Source organism: Daejeonella oryzae DSM 19973, assembly GCF_000422945.1.
GTDB classification, from domain to species: domain Bacteria; phylum Bacteroidota; class Bacteroidia; order Sphingobacteriales; family Sphingobacteriaceae; genus Daejeonella; species Daejeonella oryzae.
Genome location: NZ_AUHA01000003.1, coordinates 1 through 14,217, shown reverse-complemented (window position 1 = coordinate 14,217; position 14,217 = coordinate 1). Strand labels below are relative to the sequence as shown.

Genomic DNA, 14,217 nt, shown 5'->3' with positions numbered 1-14,217 from the left:
GCTTTGATGATAGAAATCCCGCTGAAAATTTATGTTCAGCATACTCAGGATTGATTTAAAATACCTTACTTAGTATAATAATAAATGCAGGTTGGCATCAGACATCATAACTATATATGAAGATAATTCTGCAGTTAAAAAGATGATTTTATGAGTATAAAATCAAAATAAATCTAATAGTATGTTTAGCATTAATTATTTAAAATCAGATACTTACATTTAAATATTTGATTTTTACTTCATATAAAAAGACCACATCTACATACGAAATACTAACAAATTTAGCAATAGGCTTTTATGACATTTAATTATAATTTTAAAACACTAATTATCAGTACTATTATAATATTCACTTTATGTATAAATTCACAAACAGCATTCGGACAGTTATTCGGTAGTGAACAGAACCCACCTTCAATTAAATTCCTTCAAATTAACACCAGCCACTTTCAGATTATTTACCCCGCAGGACTTGAAGTGGATGCACAACGCATGGCCAATACCCTGGAAGAAATCATCTCAAAAGTTAGCAGCAGCTTGTCCAAAGAGCCCAGGAAAATTTCGATCATTCTGCAAAACCAGGGAACAGAATCAAACGGTTTTGTACAGATGGCACCCCGCCGTTCTGAGTTCTTTACCCCTCCCCCGCAATCGTTCGATTACCAGGATTGGCTCAACAGTCTGGCAGTTCATGAACTCAGGCATGTGGTACAATTTGAAAAGCTGACAAGTAGGTTTAAGGCGCCCTTATTTGAAGAGCTGGCACTGGCAATATTTGGCATCACCTTACCCCCGTGGTTTTATGAAGGCGATGCAGTTGGCATTGAAACTGCACTTACAAATGCAGGTCGTGGAAGGCTGCCGGAATGGGAATTAGTTTTAAGAACAAATACACTAAGCGGTAAAGACTACAGCTATTCTAAAAATTATTTTGGATCCGTTAAAGACCGGTCACCCGGATATTATCAGCTTGGATATTTCATGACCAGCAAACTAAGACGCGACTATGGCAAAGGATCGATCGACAGTATTTTAACCCGGATCAAACGCAATCCCTTTCGGCCCTACAGCCTGAGCAATTCGCTTAAAAAACTGAGCGGGATGAACAGCAAAAATTTCCACGATTCTACAGTTTCAGAACTCCGGCAACTTTGGCAAAATCAATCACAAAAAACGCGGCATCAAAAATACGATGTGCTGAATATTAGAAAAGATCAGACTCCTGCAGATTATTATTTTCCGCAGATTTTCGGACCGGGAAAAATTTTAGTTTTAAAACAAGGCCTGGCCATAGCTCCGGTTATAGTTCAGATTGATGCTGATGGAAAAGAAAAAAATATTTTAAAAATCGGTTACCAGGAACAGCCCAATTTTAATTACGCTGCAGGAAAAATTGTTTGGGACGAGTTCCGTTACGACAAACGATTTCAGAAGCGGTCATTCAGCGTAATTAATATTTATGATATCGCTTCAAAAAAATTTAAACAGCTAAGTCATAAGAGCAGGCTCTTCTCTCCTTCTTTAAGCTCCGATGGTAAAAGTATTGTTGCCGTAAAATTATCGCTCGACAACAAAATGAATATTGTAGAACTAAATGCCGAAACAGGTGAGGAAATCAAGCAATATCCAAATGATCTGAATTATAACCTTCAATTTCCGTCTTATAGCGCAGACAACAGTCGAATAGTTTTTACAGCGGTAAATAAATCAGGAATAACCTTAGCCGAAATCAGAAAGGAAAATGGGAAGATAACGGAGCTTTTACCTCCGCAATCCCAACTCATATCCAATCCAAAATATGCAGAAAATCAGATTTTGTTTAGAGCCCATTATAACGGGATAGATAATATTTATCGGTTCGACCGCCAAAGCAGGATTATTTTTCAGCTTACTTTCTCCGAATATGGCGCTTATAATCCATCTTACGATTCTGCATCAGATCAGATCCTGTTTAATAATTATCAGGTAAGCGGGCATGATGTTGCCAGCATAAAATTTGGAAACGAACAGGGCGTTGCTGCATCAGAACTCTCTAACCATTTTATCAATTATGCCCAGCCTTTAGCAAAGCAGGAAAATTATGGAAATGTATTTGACTCCATCCCATCATTAACCTATACTTCAAAACCATATAAAGAGCTTACAAACCTGTTTTATTTTCACAGTCTTGCTCTCATAACCGATGCATCAGATCCGGATGATCCGACCATAGGCTTAAAAATAAAATCGAATAATAAGCTGAACACACTTGATTTTTATGCCGGATACCAGTTTAACAATGAGCTGAATAAAAGTGAGTTTTTAACAGGATTCACTTATAAGAGGTTTTATCCTGTTCTGGATGTCAGATACATCAATCAGGCAAGACTCTCTTATTCCCGTCAGCAAATCAACAATCAGGTTGTTTTTATTCCGGTAAACTGGAGAGAACATCTTACAGAAATTGAAATAAGTGTTCCTTTTTTATTTAATCAGCTTAATCAGACTTACAGTTTTGGATTAAATACCTCGAGCAGCTATACATCAAGATACAGTATTGAAAACAGGCCGGGTGATTTCAGAAGCATTTTAAAATTCCCGATGAAATACCAGCTTTATTTAAACCGGAACAGCCGCAGAAGTGCAAGGGATCTGGCTCCCGAATGGGGTCAAAACTTCAGCTTCACGTACCAGCACTTTCCATTCGAAAATATTGATGGAGACATTTTTAGTTTTCGAAGCCTGTTTTATGCTCCGGGATTCTTTCAAAACCATTCGGTACAGGCCCGCTTAAATTACCAGATCAACAGCGGAGCCTATGATCTGACGGTTGACATTCCGAGAGTGAGCGGCTATAACAATTTAACGCCAACCAGAAATCTGGAAAGCACGCTGCTATTAAATTATCGCTTTCCGCTATTTTACCCCGACTGGGAGATTGGAACCTTAGCCTATATCAAGAGATTTCGTGGCGGCCTGTTCAGCGATTTCGAAAATGTGGGCAGAGGCAGGACTTTTGCACCACGAACTTACGGAGCCGAATTACAGGCCGACATGAATCTGCTGCGCTTTTACCTTCCTAATTTCGCCCTTGGGGGGAAATTTATTTTAGTTAATGAAAAACCTGCTAAAAATCCGATATTCGAAATGAGCTTTACATACAGCTACTAAAGAAATTTATGAACGCAAAAACCATTTTTATAATTATCATTTCTGCCCTCGTAACCATTATCCTGATGAAGAATACCGATGAGGTAAACTTTTGGATCTTCGGTGATGCCAGTGTCCCTAAATTAGCTGTGCTTGGCGTTATTTTTACCATGGGACTTATTGTTGGTTACTTATTGGGAAGGCCGCGTAAAAAAGAACTTGAACACATGGACTCATCAGACCGGCATCCCGCTACGTTTAAAGATTCAAGTGAAACAATTTCAGAAAATGGCAATTACTTAAGCGATGAAGATCGGGATTACATCCGTTAAGATTAATAGTTTAAAATTCTGCCTGCTATTCATGCTGCTTGCAGGCAGCAGCCGGGTTTATGCACAAGACATTGCGCCCCGTAATTATTCGCTAAACAGCACATCAGATTTCAGGCAATATGAAAGCGATGTTTTAAAATGTATTAACTGGCTGGCTGAACATCCCCGAACTTTCAATCCGGAAGAACGTCGTAAAGCAGAGGATTTCCTGGTTAAATGGATTTACGGCAGTCCGTATGTGAATATCATCATCGAGCCGTACATCATGAAATTATCCAGCAAAAATGCCGATCTCCTTTTAAGCTTTATGTTTGGGTATGCACAGTATCAATTAGAACATCTTGGGGATAAAAATTTAGTTCCGGCCAATATTGCGGGCATAGCCCATTTAGTAAAAGACTATCAGTTAAATTTAAATAATCTGGAAAAAGATCCGCTGATCGAAAAAGTGGTAATTCTGGAGAAAGAAGGAAAATTAACCGACTGGTTACTTCCGCAGTTAGAGCAGAAAAAATTAAACTAAACTCTAAAACACGGAAAAGCTATATTAAACTCCGTAAAAAACCAGATTGTTGCGTTCCAGCTCCGGCAATTTCAGTTCCTTTTCAAAGATTCCGTATACCGAAGCTCCGCTCCCGCTCATGGACGAGTAAATGGCTCCGCGTTCATATAAATGATCTTTCACTTTTTTAATATCCGGAAATTTTGAAAAAACAGACTTTTCAAAATCATTCCTGATGTGATTTTTCCATTCTGTTAGGGGTAAGTGAATTAACTCTTCCAGAGGCACAGAAAAATTATTTTGAACAACTCCCGAATATGCATCAGCGGTAGAAACATGAATTTCGGGCATCACCACAACCATAAAATATTTTCCAAGATCAAGGTTCACAGGTAAAAACTGGTCGCCTTTTTCATAAGCAACAACTGGTTTATTCTGAATAAAAAATGCACAGTCAGCGCCAAGCTGCCGGGCATAATTTTCCATTCCTTCATTAGAAATTCCAAGACTGAACTTTTGGTTGATCAGGCGGATGAGAAATGCGGCATCCGCCGAGCCTCCGCCAAGGCCCGCACCAATTGGAATATTTTTATGCAAATGAATATGTACCGGATTCAGGTTAAAATCCTGCGAAAGCAGATGATACACTTTCAGGCATAAATTTTCTTCTGCATTTCCGGGGATGCGTATTCCCGAAGAACTGAATTGCAGCTGTGCTGATTCCACCACTTCCAGAACATCTTTTATGGCAACCGGATAAAATATTGTTTGCAGATTATGGTAACCATCGGGTCGACGATTAAGTATATTTAGCCCGATGTTAATCTTAGCGTTTGGAAATAAGATCATGAGTTCTGAACATGTTCGTAATTTTGCACATTAGTAGGATGCCAAAAATACATTTATTTAATTTGTACACCTTAGAATAATCAATGAAACAGTATCTAGACCTGATGCAGCATGTGCTGGATAAGGGAACACAAAAGCATGACCGCACCGGAACCGGAACCATCAGCGTATTTGGACATCAGATGCGGTTTGATTTACAGGAAGGTTTCCCCATGCTTACTACCAAAAAAGTTCACCTTCGATCTATCATCCATGAACTGATCTGGTTTTTAAAAGGCGATACCAATATTCAGTATCTGACAGAAAACGGTGTTAGTATCTGGAACGAGTGGGCTGATGAAAACGGAGAACTGGGACCTGTTTACGGTTCGCAATGGAGATCATGGCCAACTGCCGACGGAAGACATATAGACCAGATCAGCCAGGTCATTCACCAGATTAAAACAAATCCGGATTCACGCAGGCTGATTGTTTCTGCCTGGAACGTGGCCGAAATAGAAAACATGGCCCTTCCGCCCTGCCATTGTTTCTTCCAGTTTTATGTGGCCGACGGAAAACTGAGCTGCCAGTTATATCAGCGCAGCGCCGATATATTTCTGGGCGTTCCCTTCAACATCGCTTCCTATGCTTTATTAACCTTAATGGTGGCGCAGGTTTGCGGATTGCAGGCCGGTGAATTTATTCATACCCTTGGCGATGCTCATTTATACAACAATCATTTAGAGCAGGCTAAACTTCAGTTGAGCCGCGAAACCCGGAAACTCCCTCAAATTAAATTGAACCCGGAGGTTAAGGATATTTTTGATTTTACGTTTGAGGATTTCACCATTGAAAATTATGATCCGCACCCGCATATCAAAGCCCAGGTTGCCGTATAATAATTAAGAAGCAGAAAAATTAAGAACGGATGCCTATACGAAATACCCCGTATTTTTAATTGGTACTAATTATAAAAAATGAACTTATCTATAATTGTTGCTGCTGATGAAAATAATGGCATTGGCAAAAACAACCAGTTGCCCTGGCATTTACCCGCAGATTTAAAACATTTTAAAAACCTGACTACCGGGCATCCAATAATAATGGGACGGAAAACGTTTGATTCTATAGGCAAACCGCTTCCAAACCGAAGGAACATTGTAATCACAAGACAGAGCGATCTCAAAATTGAAGGTGCAGAACTTGTCAACTCGCTTGAAGAAGCATTACAACTTTGCCCGGCCGGCGAGCAGGTATTTATTATCGGCGGCTCGCAGATATTTAACCAGTCACTGGCATTAGCCACTAAATTATATTTCACCCGCATCCATGAAGTTTTTGATGCAGACACTTTTTTTCCGGAAATAGACCCGAACATCTGGAAAGAAGAAGACAAAACCGAACATCAGAAAGACGAGAAAAACGCGTACGCCTATTCATTCATCAGCTACATTAAACGCTAAAAATCAGGCAGGATAAAATCTTCGTTAAAAATTCCATAAATAGAAAATTTAATTAGATTTGCCGTCTTAATCAAAAGACGGCTTATCGCAACATTACTACACAATTAAATAAAATGCAAGGTAAAGGACTAGTAAAATTCGCTGCAATAGCGCTAACAATTGCGTGTTTATATTCACTCTCTTTCACGTGGATAGCAAAACATGTAGAAAATAATGCCAAAGAGTATGCCAACGGAGATCAGGCAAGAGAAAGAGTGTATTTGGATTCAATGGCAACACAGCCTGTTTTTGGAAGTCTGAAATATGTTACTTACCAATATGCCAAAGAACGTGAAATTCCTCTGGGACTTGACTTAAAAGGTGGAATGAACGTAACGATGGAGATTTCGTTAACCGAACTGGTACGTAATCTTTCCAACAACAACCAGGACGCCAATTTTAAAAGAGCGCTGGTAAACGCCGAAACTCGTTTGAAAACAAGTCAGCAGGATTTTATTACCCTGTTTGGAGAAGAATTTGAAAAAATCAGTCCGAACGGAAAACTTGCTCCTTTGTTTGCTACCAAAGAGAACGCAGCCAATGTAAAAATCACGGCCAGCAATTCTGATGTTCTGAACTTTTTAAAGGCAGAAGGCAAAAGCGCTATCGACCGCTCGTTCAACATTCTTCGTACCCGTATTGATAAATTTGGTGTAACTGCTCCAAACATTCAGTTGCAGGAAGGAACCAGCCGTATATTAATCGAATTACCGGGAGTTTCAGATCCGCAGCGTGTACGTAAATTATTACAGGGTTCGGCAAAGCTTGAATTCTGGGAAACGTACGAGAACACAGAGATCTTCCCCTTACTGGAAAACATCAACAAAATACTTGCGTCAAGCAATACATCGGCAGATACTACAAAAGCAATTTCTACCAACGCCGCTGCTGATTCTACAGCAAGTGGAAAACTGGCAACCCTGACCAAGAAAGATTCAACTAAAAAAGATACTTCTACTTTAGGAAAATCACAGTTAGAGCAGGCCAAACAAAATCCATTATTCGCATTATTAAGTCCCTCTACATTCCAAGGACAAAATGGGGAAACAGGTTTACGCCCGGGTCCGGTTGTAGGATACGCTGCACAAAAAGACACCGCCAAAATCGGAAGCTATTTGTCATCTCCTGCTATCCGTTCGGTAATTCCTCAAAATGTTAAATTAGCATGGGGAGTTAAACCGGTAACCGCAGATTCAAAAGTTTTTGAACTATACGCGTTAAGACCGACAAAAATGGACGGAGGTCCGGCTTTGGGCGGCGATGTAATTTCTGATGCCCGTGCAGATTACGATCAGCGTGGAAACCCGGAAGTGGTAATGATTATGAACAGTGATGGTGCCCGCGAATGGCGCAGCCTTACTGCAGCAGCATCTGCGGACGCAAATAACAAGAAAAGTGTTGCTATCGTTTTAGATAACGTAGTATACTCAGCTCCTACTGTACAGGGCGAAATTCCAAACGGTATTTCTTCCATCAGCGGTAACTTCCAGGTAGAAGATACTCAGGATTTAGCCAATATTTTAAAAGCCGGCCGTTTGCCTGCTCCCGCTAAAATTGTAAGTTCTTATGAAGTTGGTCCGTCTTTGGGATTAGAATCCATTGAAGCCGGATTAATTTCAACCATTGCCGGTGTTATTGTCATCCTGTTATTTATGGGATTGTATTACAGCAAAGCCGGATGGGTTGCCAACATTGCATTGATCGTCAACTTATTCTTCCTGATGGGCGTACTTGCTTCTCTGGGCGCTGTGTTAACCTTGCCTGGTATTGCCGGTATCGTGCTTTCACTGGGTATGTCGGTAGATGCCAACGTACTTATTTATGAGCGTATCCGCGAGGAATTAGCCGAAGGCAAAAGCACCCGTTTGGCAATTGCCGAAGGTTATAAAAAAGCGATGTCTTCTATTTTAGATTCAAACATCACGACGTTTTTAACCGGGGTAATTCTGTACATTTTCGGAAGCGGACCAATTGTTGGATTTGCCACTACCTTAATGATCGGTATCGTTACTTCATTATTCGCGGCCATCTTTATTTCGCGTTTAGTATTCGAATGGATGCTGAAAAAAGATCAGGATATCAGTTTCTCTATAAAAGCAACTCAGAACTTATTTAAAGATTCTAAATTCGATTTCATCTCCGGTCGTAAACGTTTCTATATTTTTTCCTCCATTATTATCGTAGCCGGATTAATTTCCATGTTTACCAGGGGATTCAGTTTAGGCGTTGACTTTAAAGGTGGACGTTCGTACTTTGTTGAGTTCGACAAGCCTGTTCAGACAGATGATGTGCGCAGCATACTTCTTGATGAATTTGGTATTGCTCCCGAAGTAAAAACTTTTGGTTCATCCAACGAGGTAAAAATTACCACCTCCTACCTGATTGATGAAAACACTGCCGAAGCAACGGATCAGGTGTTGCTTAAATTGAATGAAGGCTTAAAGAAAATCAGTCCGAAATATGAGATCAAAGATTCTCAGACGGTAGGCCCGACCATAGCCCATGATATTAAAACATCGGCCATTTACTCGGTAATATTCTCTATCATCGTTATATTCCTGTATATCCTGGTTCGTTTCAGAAAATGGCAGTTTGGTGTATCCGCAATTATTGCATTACTGCATGATGTGCTTATCCTCCTGTCCATCTTCTCTTTGTTAAACGGATTATTGCCATTCTCATTAGATATCGACCAGGCATTTATTGCTGCAATCCTTACGGTGATGGGTTATTCAATTAACGATACAGTAGTAGTATTTGACCGTGTACGGGAATACATTGCCCAGCACCATACCAAGGATGAAAATCTGCCATCGGTAATTAACAACGCCCTGAACAGTACCTTAAGCCGTACGGTTATTACGGGTGTATGTACCATTGCAGTATTAGTGATCATCTTCATCTTTGGAGGAGAAATCCTGAGAGGCTTCTCGTTTGCCATGCTGATCGGGGTAATCTTCGGAACCTACTCTTCTTTATTTGTGGCTACACCGTTTGTAGTTGAGTTTATCCGCGAAAAAGCAGATAAAACAAAAGCTCCAAAAGCAGTAGAGCTTAAATAATAATCCAAATATTTTCAAAGCCCCGCATCTATAATGCGGGGCTTTTTTTGTTTGCAGGATTCTGTTTGATAATCTTTCTTGATTTTTAGGATAACAAATCTATCTTTAAGAAAATTAATCAAACTGGTTATTTACCTGACGAAGGATTAATTCTAATTAGAAAACATAGTATATATAGAGGATATATATGCAGGTTCTACTAATATATTACCACATAGTATATATACTAGCTGGCAGTAATTTTAAGAATATGACACAAGACCTAAATAAAGTTTTAAGATACATAGAAGAAAATATTCGTGTAACAGACCAGACGACAATTGAATATCTTGACCCTAAAGGACACGTTGAAAGACTTTTAAGCAAACAGAATCAAGTGATTTTTGGAAGACGTGGTTCGGGCAAATCACTTCTTTTAAAGTCATTGAAGACAAGTGCCACAAACACAGAAGTAATGACTGTTAATCTTGATGATTTCAAAGACATTAGTTTTCCTAACTCTATTATCCAAGTATTAAGACTAGTTATTAAACAGCTGAATAAATCATTGATTGAATCTTATAAATGGTGGGAATTAGTAAAAAGACAAAAAGCCCAAAACATAATTAAAGACTTAAACAAGTATCTCACCAAACTTGAAGCTCGACTTGCTAACCCAGACCAATATGACGAATCAACGAGAGTAAAAAGTGGAAGCAAATTTTCAGGTGAAGCATCAAGCGGATATGGTAAATCAACTGCTAAAATAGGATCAGAAATTCAAGAAGAGTCTGAGTCATCAAAAACTCTCAGAATCGATAAACTTAATATTTTAAGAAATGAACTTACTGAGTTCAAGGAGCTAATACAAAAAGCATCAGAATACCTCGACAAAGACTTATTTCTAATTCTTGATGACTTTTACTTTATCCGTAAATCTGACCAACCTTATTTTGCTGACTTTTTTCACAGAATTTCCAAAAATACTAGACTTTACTTGAAAATAGCTTCAATAAAGCATCGAACATCTTTGTATGTTCAAAGTGATACTTATATCGGAATGGAAATTGGACACGATGGACAATCTCTGAATCTTGATTATAGTCTTGAAAACTTTAATGCTCTAGTAAGTTTTATGAAAGAATTATTGTACAATATAAATAAGAAAGTAAAAGTTGAAATTGATTATGAAAAACTCTTTTCCGAAAATGGATTTAGATTTTTATGCTTGGCTTCCGGGGGCGTTCCAAGAGATTTTTTCACACTATTTTTGACACTTGGGAACAAAATAATCAACGGACAGTCTACAATCAGTAAACCTCTCGTTATTGAAACTAGCATTGAAAATTTACCAAATAAACTTGAAGCATTTAAAACTGACAGTTTGGAAGAAAAGGAAGTTCTTGAACATTATTTGCAATTTATAAGAAGAGAAATTGTTGACAAGAAAAGATGGAATTCATTTTTAGTTTCTAATTCGGATGTTCTACAACACCCACAAATAAATCAAGCAATCAAGGAATTGGTTGACTTGAGACTCTTGCACATTGCAAACTCAAATACTAGTTCGGCTCCAAGTGACGGAACAAGGTATTCTGCCTATCTAATTGATATTGGATTATTTCCAAACGCCAATCCAAGAAATTTCCAACAAGTTGAACCCGGGCAAAAAGATGATGAAGGTAGAGAAGACAAATTAAGGTCATCACCAAAACTTAATCTTGAGTTGTTAAATGAATTTATTACAGGACTTAAGTTGAGTAAACAATTAAAATTGACAGAATAAGAAAAACTACTGCCAACACGGGCTTTGCGTCAGGCGGGGTGACGTGTAAACTTGGAGCTTTGTGCTTCTATACAAGTTCAGTGCTGTTTGACAGTTATGTGCTCCGAAACCCGCCAGAACGCAAAACCCGAAAACGTTAGTAGCGAATTTTGAGCGACCGCATAAACAAAGAATATAACAATGAAAATAAGTGAATGAAATTAGAAATTGACATATCAGATGATAAACTTCAAAATCTCAGTGCGACAGCAAAGACAGAGATTAGGAAGGTCTCTAAATCATATATTGAAGATGTTTTAGATGAAGCAAGTAGAATTGAGGAAAGCCGAAGGACATCAAGTGCCAATGCAGAAGTGACCGCTGCAATCATCAATGACGCTGTTGTTTTTGCAAAAAATTATGGCATAAGAAAAAGAAAACCAAAGCGACAAATATTTATGCAAATTTTAGCATTTGTCGCTTCCACAATTGCTGGTGGACTTTTTGACACAGACAAATTCAAAGACATTGGATATGTAATTATGTTCTTAATAGTTTTTCTTGTCGCTGTGGTTTCAGCAGTTTATTTAATCCTTAATGACAACAACAATGAATAACGATAACATATATTCAAAACTCACTCCTTCAGCAAAAGAGGCATTGACCGAATTGACAGAAGATTTTAAACAATCTCTTGTAGAAAAAGCATTTTCAATAGCACAAGAAAGGAATACAGCGAATAAAGAAATTTCTCTTCGGGACATATTGGAAGCACAACAACCAATAAAACATACTATTGAGAAAGAAAAATACCAAGAATATAAAAGAAAACGCTGGACAATGCTTCTATCACTAAGCGGAGCAGTTTATGCAGTTGCAGGGATTCTTATTTATTTATACCAGAACAAGAAATTTTCTCTTGAAAACGACTTTGGACTGATAATAGCCGTTCTTGGTATCTTAATTACTCTTGTTGCATTTCTCTACGGACAATTGTTGACAAGAAGACATTTAATTTTCAGCACCGAAACATCCACAAAGACTTACTCAAGCATTGAAAGCTTTGACATTGTAAAAAGGTGGCAAATTATTGAGCAATTAACAACATCAATAATGAAATCAAACAACATCAGTGATTCTAAATCAAATTCTATAAATCAAGTTATTCGATACTTGACAGAAAATTTCACATCAAACGAAATGGAGTATTTGAAGATTCGTGAATTACTACAGACAAGAAACAAAATACTTCATGAAGGATATTATCTATCTGACAATGAAAAGAAACAATATATAGACATAGCTGATGATTTAATTGAGAAACTAGAGCGAGCGAAGAAATAAATCGGTTGCTAACAGGTGTTTGGCAAAAAAGCGGGTTCAGTGGTTAAATAAAGCTTTGTGCTTAGTATCAATTTCACTGCTGGCAGACAGTTTTCGTCTCCGAAATCGCCAACTTTTTGTAGCTGCAAAACGTTGTGGGCAATCCTCCCTATTTCGACCAAAAAATTGATTTCCACAGCTAACGTTAGTACCTTTCTAATTGCCCTTTGCGAGACCGATTTTAAAACTGGCGCATTATAGCCCGGGTGCAATCCTGGTTGGAATGTAAAAAGCCTTTCTGCTGTAACAAAAAGGCTTTGAGATGATTTCAGTGGTGGAGCAGATTTGCTACCCCGTTCAGAATAATTACATGTCAAAGATACATTCCCTTAGGGCATTTTTTCAAATCAAAAAGATGTTTTATGAGCAAAAAAGTATCTATGGAAGTGATCAATCCTTGTGCTGCTGGGATTGATGTTGGAAGCCGGTCACATTATGCAGCTATCGGTCAGGCAGAATCTGATGTCAGGGAGTTTGGTGTTTACAATGAGAATTTATTAGAAATGGCCCAGTGGTTTTTAGGTAATGGAATCAGAACTGTGGCTATGGAAAGTACAGGCACTTATTGGCAAAGTCTATATGCTGCGCTTCAGTCCGCAGGGTTGGAGGTAATTCTGTGCAACGGCAAGTTCACTAAAAACATTAAGGGAAAGAAAACGGATGTACAGGATTGTCAGTGGATTCAAAAACTACATACATTAGGTTTATTAAGCGGAAGCTTTTTACCGGATGAAGCCACGGAGCAGTTACGCACCTATTGCAGGCACCGGACTAATTTATTAGAACAGGCAGCAGGCACTACTAAGAAAATGCAGAAGTATCTACGGCTACTGAATCTGCGTCTGGATGTGGTAGTCAAAGATGTAGCCGGTCTCTCGGGGCTTGCCATGATCGATGCCATTTGCAAGGGAGAAACCAATCCGGAAAGACTAGCTGCTTACCGCCATGGCAATTGTAAAAAATCAAAAGAGGAGATTGCCAAAGCCTTACAATGGAACGGGAGAAAAGATTACTTGTTTGCACTGGGTCATGAATACCAGATGTACCAAAACCTGCAGTCAAAAATTACAGAATGCGATGGTGAAATCGAAAAGCTCCTGAATGAACAGATTGGCCAGGACGACAATAAAAAGCAGCATGCCATTGATAAAAAAGTTTACAAGAAAGTAAATAAGAATACGCCCAAGAACATGGACATCAACCTGCTCTCTTATCAATATTTTGAGGGGATAGACCTGCTGGCAATTGAAGGAGTAAGCTATTCCACTATACTCACTCTGATGAGCGAGGTAGGCAATGGGATACATAAGTTTGAATCAGCCAAGCAGTTTTCCAGTTGGTTAAGACTTTCGCCCAATAATAAAATAAGCGGAGGCAAAGTACTGAGTAATAAAATACCTAAAGGAAGTAACCGGTTAAAAATAGCCCTTCGAAATGCCGCCAATGCCATAGGAAATCTGAAAGATACAGCTCTGTCCAATTTCTTTAAGCGCATCGCTTTCAGAAAGGGACGTGTGTCGGCTATATCTGCAACAGCCAGAAAACTGGCTGTTATTATTTGGAACATGCTGGTAAAAAAAGTCCCTTACAGAGCCGAGACCACTTATGAATTTCTAGATCAGAAAAGAAAGAGGAAAGTTCAGGAAATGAAAAAGCTAATTGCTAGGTTTGACATCAGGACGGACGAGCTTAATTTGCAATTGTAAATCAAGGAGTTATAAAACGTTAGTCAGAA

Annotated in this window: 11 protein-coding genes; 10 read left to right on the top strand and 1 reads right to left on the bottom strand. The window is 38.7% G+C overall.

Annotation, left to right across the window (positions count from 1 at the left end):
• Window positions 1-297: 297 nt before the first annotated feature.
• Genes G521_RS0107460 through G521_RS0107450 form a run of 3 tightly spaced genes read left to right on the top strand, consistent with a single transcriptional unit; the run spans window position 298 to window position 3,984 of the window.
• On the top strand, window positions 298-3,150 hold the full coding sequence (locus G521_RS0107460; RefSeq protein ID WP_026897986.1) for a TolB family protein: 2,853 nt from the start codon (window positions 298-300) through the stop codon (window positions 3,148-3,150).
• Window positions 3,151-3,158: 8 nt separating this feature from the next.
• Complete coding sequence (locus tag G521_RS0107455) at window positions 3,159-3,461, top strand: hypothetical protein (protein WP_026897985.1); 303 nt, start codon at window positions 3,159-3,161, stop codon at window positions 3,459-3,461.
• A complete protein-coding gene (locus G521_RS0107450; protein WP_162141786.1) occupies window positions 3,436-3,984 on the top strand; it encodes a hypothetical protein in 549 nt (182 codons plus the stop codon). The genes G521_RS0107455 and G521_RS0107450 overlap by 26 nt, the downstream gene beginning before the upstream one ends.
• Window positions 3,985-4,008: 24 nt before the next feature.
• On the opposite strand, the gene ispE is transcribed toward G521_RS0107450, so the two are convergent.
• Window positions 4,009-4,812 carry a 4-(cytidine 5'-diphospho)-2-C-methyl-D-erythritol kinase gene (ispE, locus tag G521_RS0107445; protein WP_026897983.1) on the bottom strand — a complete coding sequence of 268 codons (804 nt, stop codon included), beginning with the start codon at window positions 4,810-4,812 and terminating at the stop codon, window positions 4,009-4,011.
• An 83-nt stretch (window positions 4,813-4,895) separates the two neighbouring features.
• Here ispE and G521_RS0107440 point away from each other — a divergent pair, with 83 nt between their 5' ends.
• The 7 genes from G521_RS0107440 (at window position 4,896) to G521_RS0107405 (ending at window position 14,188) form a co-directional block, all read left to right on the top strand.
• Entirely contained in the window at window positions 4,896-5,690 is a 795-nt protein-coding gene (locus tag G521_RS0107440) for a thymidylate synthase (RefSeq protein ID WP_026897982.1), read from the top strand.
• A gap of 78 nt (window positions 5,691-5,768) precedes the next feature.
• Window positions 5,769-6,254 carry a dihydrofolate reductase gene (locus tag G521_RS0107435; RefSeq protein WP_026897981.1) on the top strand — a complete coding sequence of 162 codons (486 nt, stop codon included), beginning with the start codon at window positions 5,769-5,771 and terminating at the stop codon, window positions 6,252-6,254.
• Window positions 6,255-6,367: 113 nt separating this feature from the next.
• The gene (gene secDF, locus G521_RS0107430; protein ID WP_036678715.1) at window positions 6,368-9,355 is read left to right on the top strand and encodes a protein translocase subunit SecDF; all 2,988 of its coding nucleotides are present in this window, start codon (window positions 6,368-6,370) and stop codon (window positions 9,353-9,355) included.
• A 250-nt stretch (window positions 9,356-9,605) separates the two neighbouring features.
• Window positions 9,606-11,120: a hypothetical protein gene (locus G521_RS0107425; protein ID WP_155975723.1), complete on the top strand. Its 1,515-nt coding sequence runs from the start codon at window positions 9,606-9,608 to the stop codon at window positions 11,118-11,120.
• A 194-nt stretch (window positions 11,121-11,314) separates the two neighbouring features.
• On the top strand, window positions 11,315-11,716 hold the full coding sequence (locus G521_RS0107420; RefSeq protein ID WP_026897978.1) for a hypothetical protein: 402 nt from the start codon (window positions 11,315-11,317) through the stop codon (window positions 11,714-11,716).
• Window positions 11,709-12,443, top strand: coding sequence for a hypothetical protein (locus G521_RS0107415; RefSeq protein ID WP_026897977.1), 735 nt, complete (start codon window positions 11,709-11,711; stop codon window positions 12,441-12,443). Before G521_RS0107420 ends, G521_RS0107415 begins: the two co-directional genes overlap by 8 nt.
• A 401-nt stretch (window positions 12,444-12,844) precedes the next feature.
• Entirely contained in the window at window positions 12,845-14,188 is a 1,344-nt protein-coding gene (locus G521_RS0107405) for an IS110 family RNA-guided transposase (RefSeq protein WP_036678713.1), read from the top strand.
• Window positions 14,189-14,217: the final 29 nt, after the last annotated feature.

What these genes read in the sequence shown, in the direction of transcription:
- ispE (WP_026897983.1), bottom strand. Translation starts at nt 4,812, where the DNA reads ATGATCTTATTTCCAAACGCTAAGATTAACATCGGGCTAAATATACTT.
- secDF (WP_036678715.1), top strand. Translation starts at nt 6,368, where the DNA reads ATGCAAGGTAAAGGACTAGTAAAATTCGCTGCAATAGCGCTAACAATT.
- G521_RS0107425 (WP_155975723.1), top strand. Translation starts at nt 9,606, where the DNA reads ATGACACAAGACCTAAATAAAGTTTTAAGATACATAGAAGAAAATATT.
- G521_RS0107435 (WP_026897981.1), top strand. Translation starts at nt 5,769, where the DNA reads ATGAACTTATCTATAATTGTTGCTGCTGATGAAAATAATGGCATTGGC.
- G521_RS0107415 (WP_026897977.1), top strand. Translation starts at nt 11,709, where the DNA reads ATGAATAACGATAACATATATTCAAAACTCACTCCTTCAGCAAAAGAG.
- G521_RS0107405 (WP_036678713.1), top strand. Translation starts at nt 12,845, where the DNA reads ATGAGCAAAAAAGTATCTATGGAAGTGATCAATCCTTGTGCTGCTGGG.
- G521_RS0107440 (WP_026897982.1), top strand. Translation starts at nt 4,896, where the DNA reads ATGAAACAGTATCTAGACCTGATGCAGCATGTGCTGGATAAGGGAACA.
- G521_RS0107450 (WP_162141786.1), top strand. Translation starts at nt 3,436, where the DNA reads ATGAAGATCGGGATTACATCCGTTAAGATTAATAGTTTAAAATTCTGC.
- G521_RS0107420 (WP_026897978.1), top strand. Translation starts at nt 11,315, where the DNA reads ATGAAATTAGAAATTGACATATCAGATGATAAACTTCAAAATCTCAGT.
- G521_RS0107455 (WP_026897985.1), top strand. Translation starts at nt 3,159, where the DNA reads ATGAACGCAAAAACCATTTTTATAATTATCATTTCTGCCCTCGTAACC.
- G521_RS0107460 (WP_026897986.1), top strand. Translation starts at nt 298, where the DNA reads ATGACATTTAATTATAATTTTAAAACACTAATTATCAGTACTATTATA.